Source organism: Methylomagnum ishizawai, assembly GCF_900155475.1.
GTDB classification, from domain to species: domain Bacteria; phylum Pseudomonadota; class Gammaproteobacteria; order Methylococcales; family Methylococcaceae; genus Methylomagnum; species Methylomagnum ishizawai_A.
The window spans coordinates 3,353,905-3,367,700 of record NZ_FXAM01000001.1; the positions used below are offsets into that span (position 1 = coordinate 3,353,905).

16 protein-coding genes are annotated in these 13,796 nt (G+C 59.7%); 12 read left to right on the forward strand and 4 right to left on the reverse strand.

What is annotated here, in order from left to right:
* The first annotated feature begins 15 nt into the window (after nucleotides 1–15).
* From B9N93_RS14925 to B9N93_RS14980, 12 genes are all read left to right on the forward strand, one after another.
* Nucleotides 16–471 (forward strand): hypothetical protein, encoded by a 456-nt coding sequence (locus B9N93_RS14925; RefSeq protein WP_085214985.1) that lies wholly within the window; start codon nucleotides 16–18, stop codon nucleotides 469–471.
* On the forward strand, nucleotides 461–817 hold the full coding sequence (locus tag B9N93_RS14930; RefSeq protein ID WP_085214987.1) for a hypothetical protein: 357 nt from the start codon (nucleotides 461–463) through the stop codon (nucleotides 815–817). The genes B9N93_RS14925 and B9N93_RS14930 overlap by 11 nt, the downstream gene beginning before the upstream one ends.
* Nucleotides 814–3,549, forward strand: a complete 2,736-nt coding sequence (locus tag B9N93_RS14935; protein WP_085214989.1) for a hypothetical protein — start codon at nucleotides 814–816, stop codon at nucleotides 3,547–3,549. Before B9N93_RS14930 ends, B9N93_RS14935 begins: the two co-directional genes overlap by 4 nt.
* Nucleotides 3,550–3,555: 6 nt before the next feature.
* On the forward strand, nucleotides 3,556–3,759 hold the full coding sequence (locus B9N93_RS14940; protein WP_085214991.1) for a hypothetical protein: 204 nt from the start codon (nucleotides 3,556–3,558) through the stop codon (nucleotides 3,757–3,759).
* A gap of 375 nt (nucleotides 3,760–4,134) precedes the next feature.
* Complete coding sequence (locus B9N93_RS14945) at nucleotides 4,135–4,707, forward strand: BRO-N domain-containing protein (RefSeq protein WP_085214993.1); 573 nt, start codon at nucleotides 4,135–4,137, stop codon at nucleotides 4,705–4,707.
* A 1-nt stretch (nucleotide 4,708) separates the two neighbouring features.
* Entirely contained in the window at nucleotides 4,709–5,125 is a 417-nt protein-coding gene (locus tag B9N93_RS14950) for a hypothetical protein (RefSeq protein ID WP_085214995.1), read from the forward strand.
* Nucleotides 5,118–5,660, forward strand: a complete 543-nt coding sequence (locus B9N93_RS14955; RefSeq protein ID WP_085214996.1) for a hypothetical protein — start codon at nucleotides 5,118–5,120, stop codon at nucleotides 5,658–5,660. The genes B9N93_RS14950 and B9N93_RS14955 overlap by 8 nt, the downstream gene beginning before the upstream one ends.
* Before the next feature lie 410 nt (nucleotides 5,661–6,070).
* Nucleotides 6,071–6,631, forward strand: coding sequence for a BRO-N domain-containing protein (locus tag B9N93_RS14960; RefSeq protein ID WP_085214998.1), 561 nt, complete (start codon nucleotides 6,071–6,073; stop codon nucleotides 6,629–6,631).
* Nucleotide 6,632: 1 nt separating this feature from the next.
* A complete protein-coding gene (locus tag B9N93_RS14965) occupies nucleotides 6,633–6,851 on the forward strand; it encodes a hypothetical protein (protein ID WP_085215000.1) in 219 nt (72 codons plus the stop codon).
* A 51-nt stretch (nucleotides 6,852–6,902) separates the two neighbouring features.
* Nucleotides 6,903–7,193 carry a hypothetical protein gene (locus B9N93_RS14970; RefSeq protein WP_085215002.1) on the forward strand — a complete coding sequence of 97 codons (291 nt, stop codon included), beginning with the start codon at nucleotides 6,903–6,905 and terminating at the stop codon, nucleotides 7,191–7,193.
* Complete coding sequence (locus B9N93_RS14975) at nucleotides 7,190–7,546, forward strand: DUF488 family protein (RefSeq protein WP_085215004.1); 357 nt, start codon at nucleotides 7,190–7,192, stop codon at nucleotides 7,544–7,546. The genes B9N93_RS14970 and B9N93_RS14975 overlap by 4 nt, the downstream gene beginning before the upstream one ends.
* Complete coding sequence (locus B9N93_RS14980; RefSeq protein ID WP_085215006.1) at nucleotides 7,546–7,812, forward strand: helix-turn-helix transcriptional regulator; 267 nt, start codon at nucleotides 7,546–7,548, stop codon at nucleotides 7,810–7,812. Before B9N93_RS14975 ends, B9N93_RS14980 begins: the two co-directional genes overlap by 1 nt.
* 346 nt (nucleotides 7,813–8,158) lie before the next feature.
* On the opposite strand, the gene B9N93_RS24810 is transcribed toward B9N93_RS14980, so the two are convergent.
* The 4 genes from B9N93_RS24810 to ppk1 form a co-directional block, all read right to left on the reverse strand.
* The gene (locus B9N93_RS24810; RefSeq protein WP_125469006.1) at nucleotides 8,159–9,112 is read right to left on the reverse strand and encodes a hypothetical protein; all 954 of its coding nucleotides are present in this window, start codon (nucleotides 9,110–9,112) and stop codon (nucleotides 8,159–8,161) included.
* Nucleotides 9,113–10,249, reverse strand: coding sequence for an AAA family ATPase (locus B9N93_RS14990; protein WP_176225275.1), 1,137 nt, complete (start codon nucleotides 10,247–10,249; stop codon nucleotides 9,113–9,115).
* Nucleotides 10,233–11,330, reverse strand: coding sequence for a DUF262 domain-containing protein (locus tag B9N93_RS14995; protein ID WP_085215012.1), 1,098 nt, complete (start codon nucleotides 11,328–11,330; stop codon nucleotides 10,233–10,235). Before B9N93_RS14995 ends, B9N93_RS14990 begins: the two co-directional genes overlap by 17 nt.
* 75 nt (nucleotides 11,331–11,405) lie before the next feature.
* Entirely contained in the window at nucleotides 11,406–13,736 is a 2,331-nt protein-coding gene (ppk1, locus tag B9N93_RS15000) for a polyphosphate kinase 1 (protein ID WP_085215014.1), read from the reverse strand.
* Between the last annotated feature and the right edge of the window lie 60 nt (nucleotides 13,737–13,796).

Below are 13,796 nucleotides of genomic sequence, written 5' to 3' on the forward strand. Positions count from 1 at the left end.
CGAGCAGGCCGCAGTATGAGTACCCCCTTGGAAACCGTCCTGGCCCGCCTGGAGCGGGTCAAACCCCGCGCCAATGGCCGGGGCTACATGGCCTCCTGCCCCACAGCGGCCCACCGCCGGGGCGACCGCAATGCCAGCCTTTCCGTGGACGAGGGCGACAACGGCGGCGTGATCCTCTACTGCTTCAGCCACCAGTGTTCGGCGGACGCCATCGTCGCCGCCCTGGGTCTGGAGCTTTCCGACCTATTTCCACAGCGGCTGGACTACCGTGGTCCGAAAAGCACCATTCCGCCGGTGCCGTTGCGGGAAGTGTTCGCCGCCATCGAGATTCCGCTGGTGGCGGTCAGCATAGCCTTCAACCGGCTGGCGGCGGGCGAATCCTTCACGCCGGCGGAAGCCGCCTGTTTGAAAGTCCAGTCGGAAATCCTCTGGGACGCCATCCAGCGGGCAAGGGGGCACCGTGGACAATAGCCTTCGCAATCGCCGCATCCTGCCGCCCTATGCGCGGCAACTCGACCGGGCCTTGTTCCGCGCCGAGGTCATGGTGCTGACCGGCTCCGGCGCCCAGGCGCGGGCCACATCCCGCACCTGGTTCCCCGGCCAGAAAGTGATGCTGCCGTTCGGCGCGGAGATCGAGCGGTTCCATTGGCCGGTCTCGGGCCGTGGCTGCTTGATGTGGTCCGATGGCCTGCCCGAACCCAGGGACCGCCTGTTCCTGCTGGCCCGGACGCTGATCGAATCCGGGGCACCGTCCGTGCTGCTGTGCGTGGGCGAACGGCCCATGCCGCTGTTCCGCCCCAGGGTGCGGGCCGCATGAACTTCCCGGACCCATCCAGCGGCGGCGGGGAATACTTCGTCGAGGTCGGGACCGCGCCCACCCGGTACGCGGCCCCCGACACCGACGCCCTGGAAAACCGCATCCAGGCCCGGTTGATCGAGGACTACCGCTTCGGCGACCCCGACCGGATGCTGTTCGGCGTCTGCCCGCGCTGCGGCAAGAAAACCCTGCACGCCGCCGGGCCGCGCTGGCTGCACGTCTACTGTGGTCGCACCGACAAATGCGGCTTCGATGCCCTATCCCAGCACCTCTATCCCGACCTATTCACCGACTGGACCTCCCGGTTCCCGGACGATGCCGCCGAGCGGTTCCTGGCCTATGCCTGGGGACTCGACCCGCGGCGCGTGCCCGCCATTCGCGGCACTTGGTGGGAACCCAAAGCCGACCGGGGCACGGTGTCGCTGGTATTCACCCTGGCCGAAGGCGTCACCGTCGAAGTCCTGGCCGACCCGGTGACGATGCGCGGCCAAACCGGACCCTACCGCCTTTCCCAGAGCCTCAAGGGCGAAGTGGCGGGCCATTGGTGGAGCCTACCGGACGCCGACCTCGCCGCCGCCGCCCAGGTTTGGATCGTCACCGAAATCCGCGACGCCCTGTCGCTGGCCCTGGCCGGCGTGCCCGCCGTGGCCCTGGTCAAGCCCGACAACTATCCCGCCCACGCGCTGACGGCGCTGGACGCCCGCTGCATGGGCCAGGGCCGCCCCGGACTGGTCTGGGCACTGGGTGCGGGCCAAACCTACCACCTGCGCGAATGGATCAAACGCGCCCGCGCCGAGGGCTGGACCTGCCAAGCGGCGGTACCGCCGGGCCGGGGCGCGGAGGCCCGGACCTGGAACGACCTCTATCAACGCGCCCGGCTGGCCGAACCGCACCGCGAGGAATACCTGTACCAGGGTTCGCTGGCGACCGCCCAAAGCGCCCGCGAGAAGGCGCTGTTGATCCACGCCAAACACCAGCAGCAGGAGTTCCCCCTCGACTTCGGCAGCCGCCTGTTCTGGTTCAAGCTGGACCAGGAGAAATTCAACAAGGAGGAGAAGGAGGTCGGCAAGAAGGAAACCGGGACCGATCCCGCCAAGGCACGGGAAGAGGCCTTGATTTCCGCCTCGACCCTCACCGAGTTGGCGAAGTGCCTGCCCCGCCCGCTCTACTACCAATGCAACGAAGTCACCGACGAAAGCTGGTACTACTTCCGCTTCGAGTTCCCCCACGGGGCCGCGCCGCGCAAGAACACCTTCACCCCCAAGCAACTCAACAGCAATTCGGACTTCGCCGCCCGCCTGACCCACGTCGCGCCCGGCTCGGTCTGGAAGGGCAAGCCCCACCACCTGCAACGGCTGGCGGACGAGTGGATCTACAACATCAAGGAGGTCCAGACCATCGACTTCGTGGGCTACAGCCCCAAGCACGACGCCTACGTCTTCACCGACCACGCCTTCAAGGACGGCAAGCACTACCCGCTGAACGAGGAGGACTTCTTCGACCTGCCCCGGCTCGCGGTCAAGAGCCTGTCGCAGTCGGTGCGCCTCGACCTCAACACCGACCCGGACCAGTTCCGCACCGATTGGGTCTCCACCCTCTGGACCGCCTACGGGACCAAGGGCTTCGTCGCGCTGGCGTGGTGGCTCGGCGCCCTGTTCGCCGAGCAAATCCGCGCCCGCAACAAGAGCTACCCCTTCCTGGAACTGGTCGGCGAGGCCGGGTCCGGCAAATCCACCCTGCTGTTCTTCCTCTGGAAGCTATGCGGCCGCGACGATTACGAGGGCTTCGACGCCACCGATTCCTCCGCGCCCGGCGTCAGCCGCTCCTTCAACCAAGTCTCCAACCTGCCCACGGTCCTCCTGGAGGGCGACCGCAGCCAGGATAAGGATTCCGGCAGGCCGCGCAAGGGGCTGGACGTCGAGTCGTTCAAGAAGCTCTACAACGGCAACCCGTTCCGCACCCGCGGCGTCGCGACCGGCGGCAACGAGACCTACGAGCCGCCGTTCCGCTCGGCCCTGTGCATCTCGCAGAACCTCGAAGTCGCGGGCAGCCAGGCCATCCTCGAACGCCTGATCCATGTGGTGTTCGACGCCGCCGGCCACACCGACGCGACCCGCATCGCCGCCGAACGCCTGGAACAAATCCCGCTCCGGTCGGTGTCCGGCTTCCTGGTGCGGGCGGTGTGCGCCGCCAAGGCCATCCTCCAGACCTACACCGAGCGCTACGAGGACCACAGCGAATCGCTCCGCAAGGACGAGCGCATCAAGAAATCGCGCATCGTCCGCAACCACGCCCAGATGCGGGCGCTGGTGGACGCCCTGGCCCATGTCATCCCCATCACCGACGAACAGCGCCTGGAGTGCTACGGCTTCCTACTGGAACTCGCCGCCGAGCGCCAGTTGGCCATCAGCCTGGACCATCCCACGGTCCAGGAATTCTGGGACACCTTCGACTTCATCGAGGACAGCGCCAATCTCCCGGTCCTCAACCACAGCGCCGACGATGCCCTGATCGCCATCAACCTCGTGCATTACGAGGAAGTGGTGAACACCCGCAAGGGCCGGGCCACGCCCCGCGCCGACCTCATGCGCGTACTGAAAACCTCCCGGCAACACAAGTTCGTGGGCATCCAGTCCGTCCATTCCGTGATTCATCACGGCTACAACAAGAAGCTGGCCGAAGGGGAAGCCCCGAAGCCGAAAACCGTGAAATGTTGGGTATTCGAGAGTTAGGCCGCTATGACCGTGAGCGTGTTTTTCGAGCTGTCCGACCGCTACGGCAATCCGCCGGTTTCCGGCGGCGGCTACAGGGTGGGTGCCCCCGGCGACACCACGGCGGACCTTGCTGCCGATCTGCGGCGGCGCTACGGCCCGCGCCTGGTGCGGATGGTCGACGACCAGACGGGGCGGGAGATTTCGACAACGGGAGAACAACAACGATGAGAAAACAACTCCGATTGAACCTGTCCATGGAGCTGATGGTGGACCTGTTCGCGGGCGGCGGCGGCGCGTCGTCCGGCATCGAGCGGGCCACGGGCTTGACGCTGCCTTCCATCCGGGCCTATGCTTTCCGTGCCGTCACATTGCTGGCGGTCGGGTGTGGAAACCCGGATTGCATAGGCGCACAGCCCCCCATTCAGCGCCTCGGGCTTTTTTTATGCCCGAGTTGCGTCCTTCGAGTGTTGACGGGCGGTGCGTGGGCACGTTTCGGCGTGGCCGGGAACCTATGCCCCGGTTTTCCACCCCATGCACCGTCCGTCGCCCATTCTCCGTGGAAAGAGAACGCGACGGCTCCAACCATCTGCATAGGAGTCCGTTATGTCTAGTCACGCCCAAGTTGCGCCTATTCAGGGCGCGTCCGCACTTTCCGTTCTTGCCAATCCATTCCGCTTTCATGCCTTCGATGTTCGCACCGCCATTGGCCCCGATGGGGAACCGTGGTTTTGCGCGAAAGATGTTTGCGAAGCCCTCGATATCGTTTGGTCTGGAGGTTCCAAAACAATTGGAAACCTTCCTGATCGCTGGAAAGGGGTCGTAAATCTCCCGACCCCTGGAGGCGTGCAAGATACCTTGCTTATTTCTTTGGCGGGCTGTTATCGCCTGATTTTTAGGAGCAACAAGCCTATCGCCGAGGAGTTTGCGGAATGGGTCTGCGAGGAAGTCCTGCCCGCCATTCATAAATATGGTTTCTACGGCAAGCTCGACTTCAAAGACATGGACAAGAACGTCCGTCGCATCACCGAGTTGTGCGAGTTGCTTCCCAACACCAAGCACCCCTTCGACCGTACCCAGAAAATCGCCGAGTTGCGTTACCGCAGCAACATGATGGGATGGCCGATGCCGGACCTGAATCTGTTGGAAAACGGCCAAACCACGTTGGAGGGCTTCTGACATGGGTAGCCCGATAGACCAACTGTTTCCCCAGGAAACCCTCGCCGCGCTCCGCAACGCGCCGATGCCGCCCTACAAAGGCAGGGAACCCAGCGAGATCGAGCTTAAGCGCATCGAACAGGCCACGGGCTTGACGCTGCCTTCCATCCGGGCCTATGCTTTCCGCGCCGTCACATTGCTGGCGGTCGGGTGTGGAAACCCGGATTTACTTGGCGCACAGCCCCCCATTCAGCGCCTCGGGCTTTTTTTATGCCCGAGTTGCGTCCTTCGAGTGTTGACGGGCGGTGCGTGGGCACGCTTCGGCGTGGCCGGTTTCCAAGTAGCCGGTTTTCCACCCCACGCACCGTCCGTCGCCCATTCTCCGTGGAAAGAGAACGCGACGGTCCAAACCTTCTTACTTGGAGTCCGTCATGGCTAATCACGCCCAAATTGCGCCCTTTTCCTGGGGCGATGTCTCGCTTTCCCAGGCCGTTCACGTCAACGGCATTCCCCATGCCACCAAAATCGCCATTGGGGAATGGCTTGAATATTCCTTCCCGCGCGAAAGCATCAACAAGATTCTGGAGCGCAATCCCTACCTCGAAGCCTTCTCAGTCGAAGTCAACTTGACTTCGACTGACGGCAAAAACTACGACACCACGGTCTACCATCCCATGGGCTTTTTGCTCATCGTGATGGAATCCGGCCAGCCCAAGGCCCAGGCCGCGAAGGTCGCCATCGCCGCCTTCGTCTGGCATTTCTGCGGCGGGCAGGACATCGCGGCCAAGGACGCCATCCAGCTCCGCCAAGTCCTGCTCAAGACCCTCGCTGCCCTGCAATCCTGCCACTGCGCTTTTTCCCAGCGCATCCTGCTGGATCAAGTGCGCGATGTGTGCCGCCAACTCCGCCAGCCCATCCCCGACCTGTCCCTGATCGGCAAAGACCCTAAACAAACCGCGTTGGAGGGCTTCTGACATGGGTAGCCCGATAGACCAACTGTTTCCCCAGGAAACCCTCGCCGCGCTCCGCAACGCGCCGATGCCGCCCTACAAAGGCAGGGAACCCAGCGAGATCGAGCTTAAGCGCATCGAACAGGCCACGGGCTTGACGCTGCCTTCCATCCGGGCCTATGCTTTCCGCGCCGTCACATTGCTGGCGGTCGGGCCTGCAAACCCGCTGGATCTAGGCGCACAGCCCCCTTATTTCGCGTCTTGGGCATTTTTTACGCCCAAGTCACGCCTATCGAGTGCTGACGGGCGGTGCGTGGGAAGCCGAAAGGCTTGCCGTGATCCTAGACCACGGATTTGCAGCCCACGTACCGTTCCGTCGCCCATCTCCCTGCAAAGAGACGCGACGGTCCTAAACCAAAGTCTAGGAGTCCGTCATGGCTAATCATGCCCAAGGCGCGTCCGCGCCCGTCCCGTCCGTATTTTCCTTCCAAAGCCTGTTCAATGTCCGCGTCCTGTCCGATGCCCAGGGCATGGAATGGTTCGTCCTGGCCGATGTCTGCAAGGCCGTCGATTATTCCAATCCATCCGATGCACAAAAACTGATCGATGTCGATGACCTAGAGAAATTCGAGGTCATCGACAGCCTTAGCCGGGTCCAAACCGCTTGGTGCTGCACCGAACCGGGGCTTTACCAGTTCCTCGGTTCCTCCCAGGTCGAGAAGGCCAAGCCCTTCCGCAAGTGGGTATTTGGCGAAGTCCTGCCCGCGATCCGCCGCCAAGGCTTCTACGGCCAGCCGGTTTCCATCCAAGACCAAACCCGCCTTGAAACCCAACTCGGTCGTTACCTGGACCGGCTGGAAAGCTGCAACTGCGCTTTTTCCAAGAAGCTGACCTTGGACCGGATCGGCGTCATCTGCCGCCAGCTCCGCCAACCGCTGCCCGATATTTCCCTGATCGGCAAAGACCCCAAGCAAACCGCGTTGGAGGGCTTCTGACATGGCCGCGCAAATCATCCCCTTCCCCAAACCCGGCCCCCGCCGCACGGCCTCCATGCGTGTCGAGGAAATCAAGCGCCTGCTGGCCCCCTTCTTCGTCGGGATGCCCAAGAAGGACCGGCTTGAATTCATCGCCGAAATCTACGTTGACGCGCAGGAAGAAGCCGACTCATGGCGTTTCGCGGAGGGTCCGCCCGCGTTGACTGTTCAGGATCATTGAGCTTTCCGCCACAGGGACGTGGCTTCCTTCAACCGATAAGAGAGCTTAAAAATGGATTATCCCGACCTATTCAGCCCCACACCCACGCCGATCCACACGCCAGCGCCGCCGGGCCGGGGCTATACCGGCGGCTACGCGGCCCGGCCCGGAACCGGCCCCCAGGGCGCAACCTGCCGCCAGTGCCAGCATTACGCCCTGGTCGAAGGCCATATCCGGTGGTACCGGAAATGCGGCCTGATGAAAGAGCGTTGGACGCACGGCAAGGGGAGCGACATCAAAGCGCGGTCCCCGGCCTGCGCGAAGTTTGAAGCCGAAATACCCGAATTGGAGGTTCAGCCATGATCGAAAAGACCCTCTACACCGCAGGCTACGGCGCGGGCTGGACGCTGAGCGCCCTCGATGACGTATTGCGCGAGCGGAACGCCATCCTGCTCGATACCCGGCTCAACCCGTGGTCCCGCATACCGACATGGCGGAAGGATTCCATCAAGGGCCATCTGGGCGAGTTGCGCTACGCGCACGTCAAGGGATTTGGCAACCTCAACTATCAGGGCGGTCCTATCAAGCTGGCCGATCCGCACCCCCTGCCGTTCCTGCCGCTTACAGGGCGGCTGGGTTTGTTCAACGTGGATGAGGCGGACCTTGCGCCCATCGCCCAACCGCTGGCCGCAATGGACTTCCAGGAGGCGACTTGATGGCCACCCAACCGCTTTTAATCAAGATCGCCACCGCCGCCGAGATGATCGATTGCAGCCGGGCGACAATCTACCGGATGCTGTCGGCCCGCGAATACGCCGCCAAGATCGAGACTGGTGAAAAACAGGTGGAGGACGTACCCGCCGATGTGCGGCCTTACCTGGACTGCGGGTTTCCGCGGCCGGTCAAAAAAATCGGATCGTTGGGGGCGCGGCTGAGCCGGGCCGAGGTGGAGGCGTGGATTGCCAGGCAGGTTCAACCATGAAACCCATCATGATTTGCCGCGAGTGCCGCCAACCCCTCACGGAAGAGGAGGTCGAATATTACGAAGATCGGTGCCGGTGCGAGCGTTGCGAGGGAGAATGGACGGAGCAGATCGCGGCGTGGAGAACTGGCGGTGAAGATGCGGAGCTTGATGCTTTGTATGACCTGCCAGCGCCCACAGCGCATTGAATGTTATGCACTATGCTATACACTACAGCAATCCCACCAAGAAAACTGCCCTTCCTTATTCTGACCAATAAGCTATTGAATTTAATCAAAATATATTGATTTTGACTTCGTGGGATATTTGGTAAATATCCGATAGGCTATCGGATGGTAAGCTATGGCTAACGCTTCGTGAGCTTGGGACCGATATAGACGATGTAGAGCGGTTCTTCGGCCCGTATTGGCCAAGAGAAATGCACACGTAACTGCGGCGTCTGGACTTTGCCATGCCAGGGGCAAAATAAATTCTCGCCAGGGTTCCCAGGATGCTTAAATGTCATTTTCCGCCGGTATTCAGAATCATTTTTCTCGGAATCTGAAGCATCCGAAAACAGCGCTTCACCTGTAAAAAAATTCTGATAGATTTCATGTCCTTCTTGAGTACGTTGCCCCTGCTCATCGAAACAAGATTTGAGACGGTTCAAAGTATCGAGGATAAAAGATAACCGCTCAGCCGCGTTGGGATTGAAAGGATGGCCTATCAATGGCGCGAATGCATCTTCTGAAAAGTCGAGATCAGGGCAGCGAAGCTTGACGGATTTTCCTAATTCGGGCCATGAAACCAATCGTGTCTGAACATTTTTAAGAGCCGCCTCTACAGTAGATGGCTCCCAAAAATTCCCAAGCTCGATGGTTGTGTTTGCCTCCCCTGTTATCCAAGAAACCGATATTGGCGAAAACTGCCAGTCGGAAGGAGAGAAACTCACCAACTCCCGCCCGATACCATTCAGGCAGCACCAAGCGGCCTCTCCTATCGCGGTATCCGTCACGATTTCATTTTTAGACTCGAACCAATCATCCGGCCCGTGGCTACGGGAATCCTCCCAAAACGGTCCATACTGGGTCAGCCATGGCATCAAAGAACGTCGCTCGCTGACGGTGAGCGCTTGGACCGCTTGAAACAATAATATTCCCGGCATCGCCATATTCTGAAGTAAATTCCGGTGGCAATACAACTCCCGGCCAGAACGCCGGGCTATTTCCCGGATTACCATTACACGCCGGATAGCTTCCCTAAACACCGAATTATCAGAGTATTGTCCATGGAGCGAGAGGTCATTGACCATCAGGTCCATTTATTCCCCCCACCCGGCGAAGTAATTCATATCCTTGTCGAACTGGTCGAAGAAACCCTCGGGCCAAACATCGATATTACCCGAAGCGTCTAGGATTGGGTTATCTACCTGCGCCATCTCGGAAGTGCGCGGCCTGAAAAAATATAGTGCCGTCTGTTCCGGGGCGAGTCTCCCGGTTTTCACTGCCCGGCGGATGCCATTCAAGATGTGGTCGCTGTGGGTTTCGATAATCACCTGCACACCGGCCCGTGCCACGTCCGCCAAGAACTGCCCCATCCGCCCTTGCCCAGCGGGATGCAAATGGACCTCGGGGTTTTCAATCAACAGAAGATCGCCTTTACCCGCCGAGAGCGCGGCAACCACGATGGGCAGCACTTGGGTAAGCCCAAAACCGACGTGAACCGGGCGATGGAAATCGGTATCGTCGGAAGTCCGCAACCCGAGCGTCACCGCGTTGGCCTGCGGCACCGGCTGCAAACTTAGGGAACAATTTGGAAAGAATGTCCACATCCTGGCCTCAACTTGATGTAGGCGGGTATTGGGTCTTCCGGCCAGGACAAGTTCAGGTAACACCGGCTCGTCCCGCCCCCAGTGCAGCACACTAGCCGTCCGTTCGCCGGTCGGACCTACCACGGTCGCGCTTTGAGGGTCTTCGAGGGCATAGACTTGGCGCGGCCCCACCCGCTCGGCGGTGAGATAGCTCAGCCTGTACAAACGTCCTGGTAGCGAACACCACCCTTCCATTTTAAGGGGAAGCAAATGGCGCAGCCACTTTGGCTGGTCAAACGTCTCGTGCCCCTTCATCACGCGCTCCACCGCCATCGACATTTCGGAGCGTTCCCCGACAAAGGTCCAGCGGTAATCCCGCTCGTCGTCGCTCAAGCCGATTTCCAGGCTGCGCCGCCCATGGATTTGGTCAACCACATCCAAGACCGTGCCGAGTTGGATGGCCGAACCGTTCAGCATCAGTCGGGTGGACCATTCGTGTTCGCGCATGGTTTGGTGTAGTAGCACCAGCGCTTGCAACACCGAAGATTTGCCCGAGGAATTGGCCCCGGACAGCACGGTCAACTCGGTCAATGGCAGGCTGAGCCGCTCGAAGCATTTGAAATGTTGGAGATCAATCTGGGTAAGCACCGAATACCTCCTCGAACATTTTTTTTGCCGCATAAAAGCGGAATTTCACTTGCTTAACATCGCTAGTCGCATAATTAATAGATGCGATAAAATCCCCATCTTTCATTCGCGCAAAAAATACGTTTCTTAACTCCTCCGCATGGGCTTCTACCATACTTTCATTATATTTTGACAATCCAATAGACATCACATCCCAAAGGGAAGCATTGATTACTTTACGGGAGTGTTGATCTTGCTCGCATCTCCTAAACGCATGTCGATCAAAAACCTTCAAGTTATTGGAAAGGCCATTGCGAAAATCCGCAGAAAGCTTATTTAGCTCCGATTTTTCCAAGCCATTCATTTTTTTCAATGCCTCTCCTAAAAACTCATCCATATCTCCCCGATAGCTTTCCAAACCCAGCAATCGAAACGCGCAAAAGCGATTCACAAACTCGCGGTCCCGCATTGTCGATGGGGTCAGGCTCTTACCGGTAGCTTGTACGAACAAATCGGTTTCCGCCTCTTCTCTCAAAAAAGTCGTTGCCGCCCCCATGTAAATACAATTCCTCATTTGCTGACGGGTTAATGGCACCCCACCATTAACCCGCTCGAATATATCCAAACGCGCTCTTTCCGGCACCTTGGCATCGATCACATAAAGAATTAAATTACAATCCTCAATCCGATTTTGCATTTTTGGAGATAGGTTTTCAAATTTCTTCTTATTTAATTCAGCTTGTTTTTTTAGCCTTAACTTTAATTCGTTTTTAACAAACCGATTAAACGTGGAGAGCCTTTGCAAGCCATCCACCACAATCATCCGGCCTTCCTCGTCCTCGGCCAGATAGAACACAGGCAAAGGAATCCGCATCAACACGGATTCGATCAATTTGCTCTGTTTATCTTCCGACCAAATGAAATCCCGCTGAAAATCAGGATTCATGACGAAAGAACCCTTTTCTATTCTCCGCAAAACATCGTGGATCGTGCGGGTTTCGGTTCGAATCCATACCGTATCAATCGGATAATCGCCCCAGCCGGAATCTTCATCCCGGTCGAGACCTTCGATTTCCTCTTCAACTGACTTTTCTTGCTGCATTTCACATTCCTCTATGCAAATCGGGCCACACACAAGGTCCGATTCTGTTCAATACAACAGGCGCGAACCGCCGCCCTACAGTATTTTCTTGAACCGCTCCAACAACACCGTTTGCGCCTCCACCCCCGGCGAATCTTCGACCGGCTCCACCCGCTGGTACGTCCCCTCCGGTCCCAAGCGCCAAGCCTGGGAATCGTCCCTGAGATAAAGCTCCAGATCGTCGCGGATGCGGTCGGCCAGCTTCTTGTTCTCGATGGGGAAACACGCCTCCACCCGGCGGAACATATTGCGCGGCAGGAAATCGGCGCTGGCGGCGTATAACTCGGGGGCACCGCCGTTCTCGAAGCTATAGATGCGGCTGTGTTCCAGGAAGCGCCCGATCAGGGAACGGACCTCGATCTTGTCCGACACGCCCGCAACCCCAGGCCGCAAACAGCAAATCCCGCGCACGATCAGCTTGATCTCCACCCCGGCCATCGAGGCCCGGTACAAGGCCTGGATCAATTGCGGCTCGGCCACGGCGTTGACCTTGACCACGATCCGGGCCGGTCTTCCGGCCTGGGCGTGTTCGGCCTCGCGCTGGATTTTCTTCAACAACGATTGGTGCAGGGTGAAGGGCGATTGCAGCAACTTGTTGAGCTTGCCCATCTTGCCGAGGCTGGTGAGTTGCACGAACACCTTGCGCACGTCCTCGCCCAAGGCCTGGTCCGCCGTCAGCAGGCAATAATCGGTATAGGTCCGCGCAGTGCGGGGATGGTAGTTGCCGGTGGACAAATGGGTGTAATAGCGCAGCCGTTTCCCCTCCCGGCGCAGGATGGAAATCAGCTTGCCGTGGGTCTTGTAGCCGACGATGCCGTACACCACCTGCGCCCCGGCCTCCTGCAAGCGGGTGGCGAGCGAGATATTGGCCTTCTCGTCGAACCGCGCCCGGAGTTCCACCACCACGGTGACTTCCTTGCCCGCCCGCGCCGCCTTCATCAAGGCTTCGACGAAGGGCGAATTGGGACCGGTGCGGTAGAGGGTCTGGCGGATGGCAACCACCTGCGGATCGTCGGCGGCCTGCCGCAGCAATTCGATAATGGGCGCGAACGATTCATAAGGATGCTGCAACAGGATGTCCTGCTTGCGGATGGCCTCGAACAAATCGTGCCCGGCGACCAACTGCGGCGGACAACCGGCGGTGAACGCCAGATATTTGAGATCGGGCCGGTCGATCAAATCGTAGACATCGCGCACCCGGCTGAGGTTGACCAAGCCATCGACCTTGTATAGCCGGTCGGCGCTCAGGCCGAACTGGGTCAGCAGGTAATCGATCAGGCCGTCCGGGCAGTTGTCGGCCACTTCGATACGCACCTCGTCGCCATAGTTGCGGCTGCTCAATTCGCCTTCCAAGGCCCGCAGCAAATCGTCGATTTCCTCCTCGTCCAGATACATCTCGCTGTTGCGGGTGACGCGGAATTGATAGCAGCCGCGCACCTTCATCCCGTTGAGGAGTTCGTCCACGAAGTTGTGGATGATGGACGATAGGAACACGAAGTCGTGGGGACCGCTGTCGGTTTCGCCCGGCGGCAATTGGATGATGCGCGGCAGGGAGCGCGGCGCTTGCAGGATCGCCAGCTCGATATCGCGGCCGAAGGCGTCCTTGCCCGATAGCGGGATGATGAAATTCAGGCTCTTGTTGAGGATGCGCGGGAAAGGATGGGCCGGGTCCAGGCCGATGGGGCTGAGGATCGGCAGCAATTCCTCCTCGAAATATTGCTTGAGCCAGGCCTGTTGCGACTCGTTCCAGCCGCCGCGGCGGATGAAGCGGATGTTTTGCTCGGCCAGCAGGGGCAGGATGACTTGGTTCAACACCCGGTATTGTTCGGCCACCAGTTCGTGGGCGCCGGCGCTGATGGCGGCGAGGGCTTCCTGCGGCGTGAGGTGGTCGGGTCCGGTGCGGACCGCGCCGAGTTCGGCCCGTTGGATCAGGCCCGCCGTGCGGACCTCGAAGAATTCGTCCAGGTTGGAGCAGGAGATACACAAGAAATTGAGCCGTTCCAACAGGGGCACGCGGTCGTCTTTGGCTTGTTCCAGCACGCGGCGGTTGAATTCCATCAGGCTCAATTCCTGGTTGATATACCAGCGGCCATCGGTCAGGTCCACCATTTCGCCCTCCCCGGCCCCTTCTTCCCCGATAGCCCTACGGTCGTGGCGGAGGCCGGAGGATTCGGGATTGTCTTCCATATTGCCGATCATGTACTTGGCGGCGCGGATCATGCGCGTGGCCTTGGTTTTGCTGAGTCCGGGGATTTTGAGCAATTGCTCGACGTGGGCGGTGGCGAGTTCCTCGACCGAGAAGATGCCATGCTCCGCGAGGCTGGCGCGGGTGGACTTACTGATGCCTTTGACGTTGTTGATAATCAAGCTGCGGCTCCGCTCTGGGGGTGGATTCGGGCAGCATCATAACCCAGTGCCGGGCCGGTG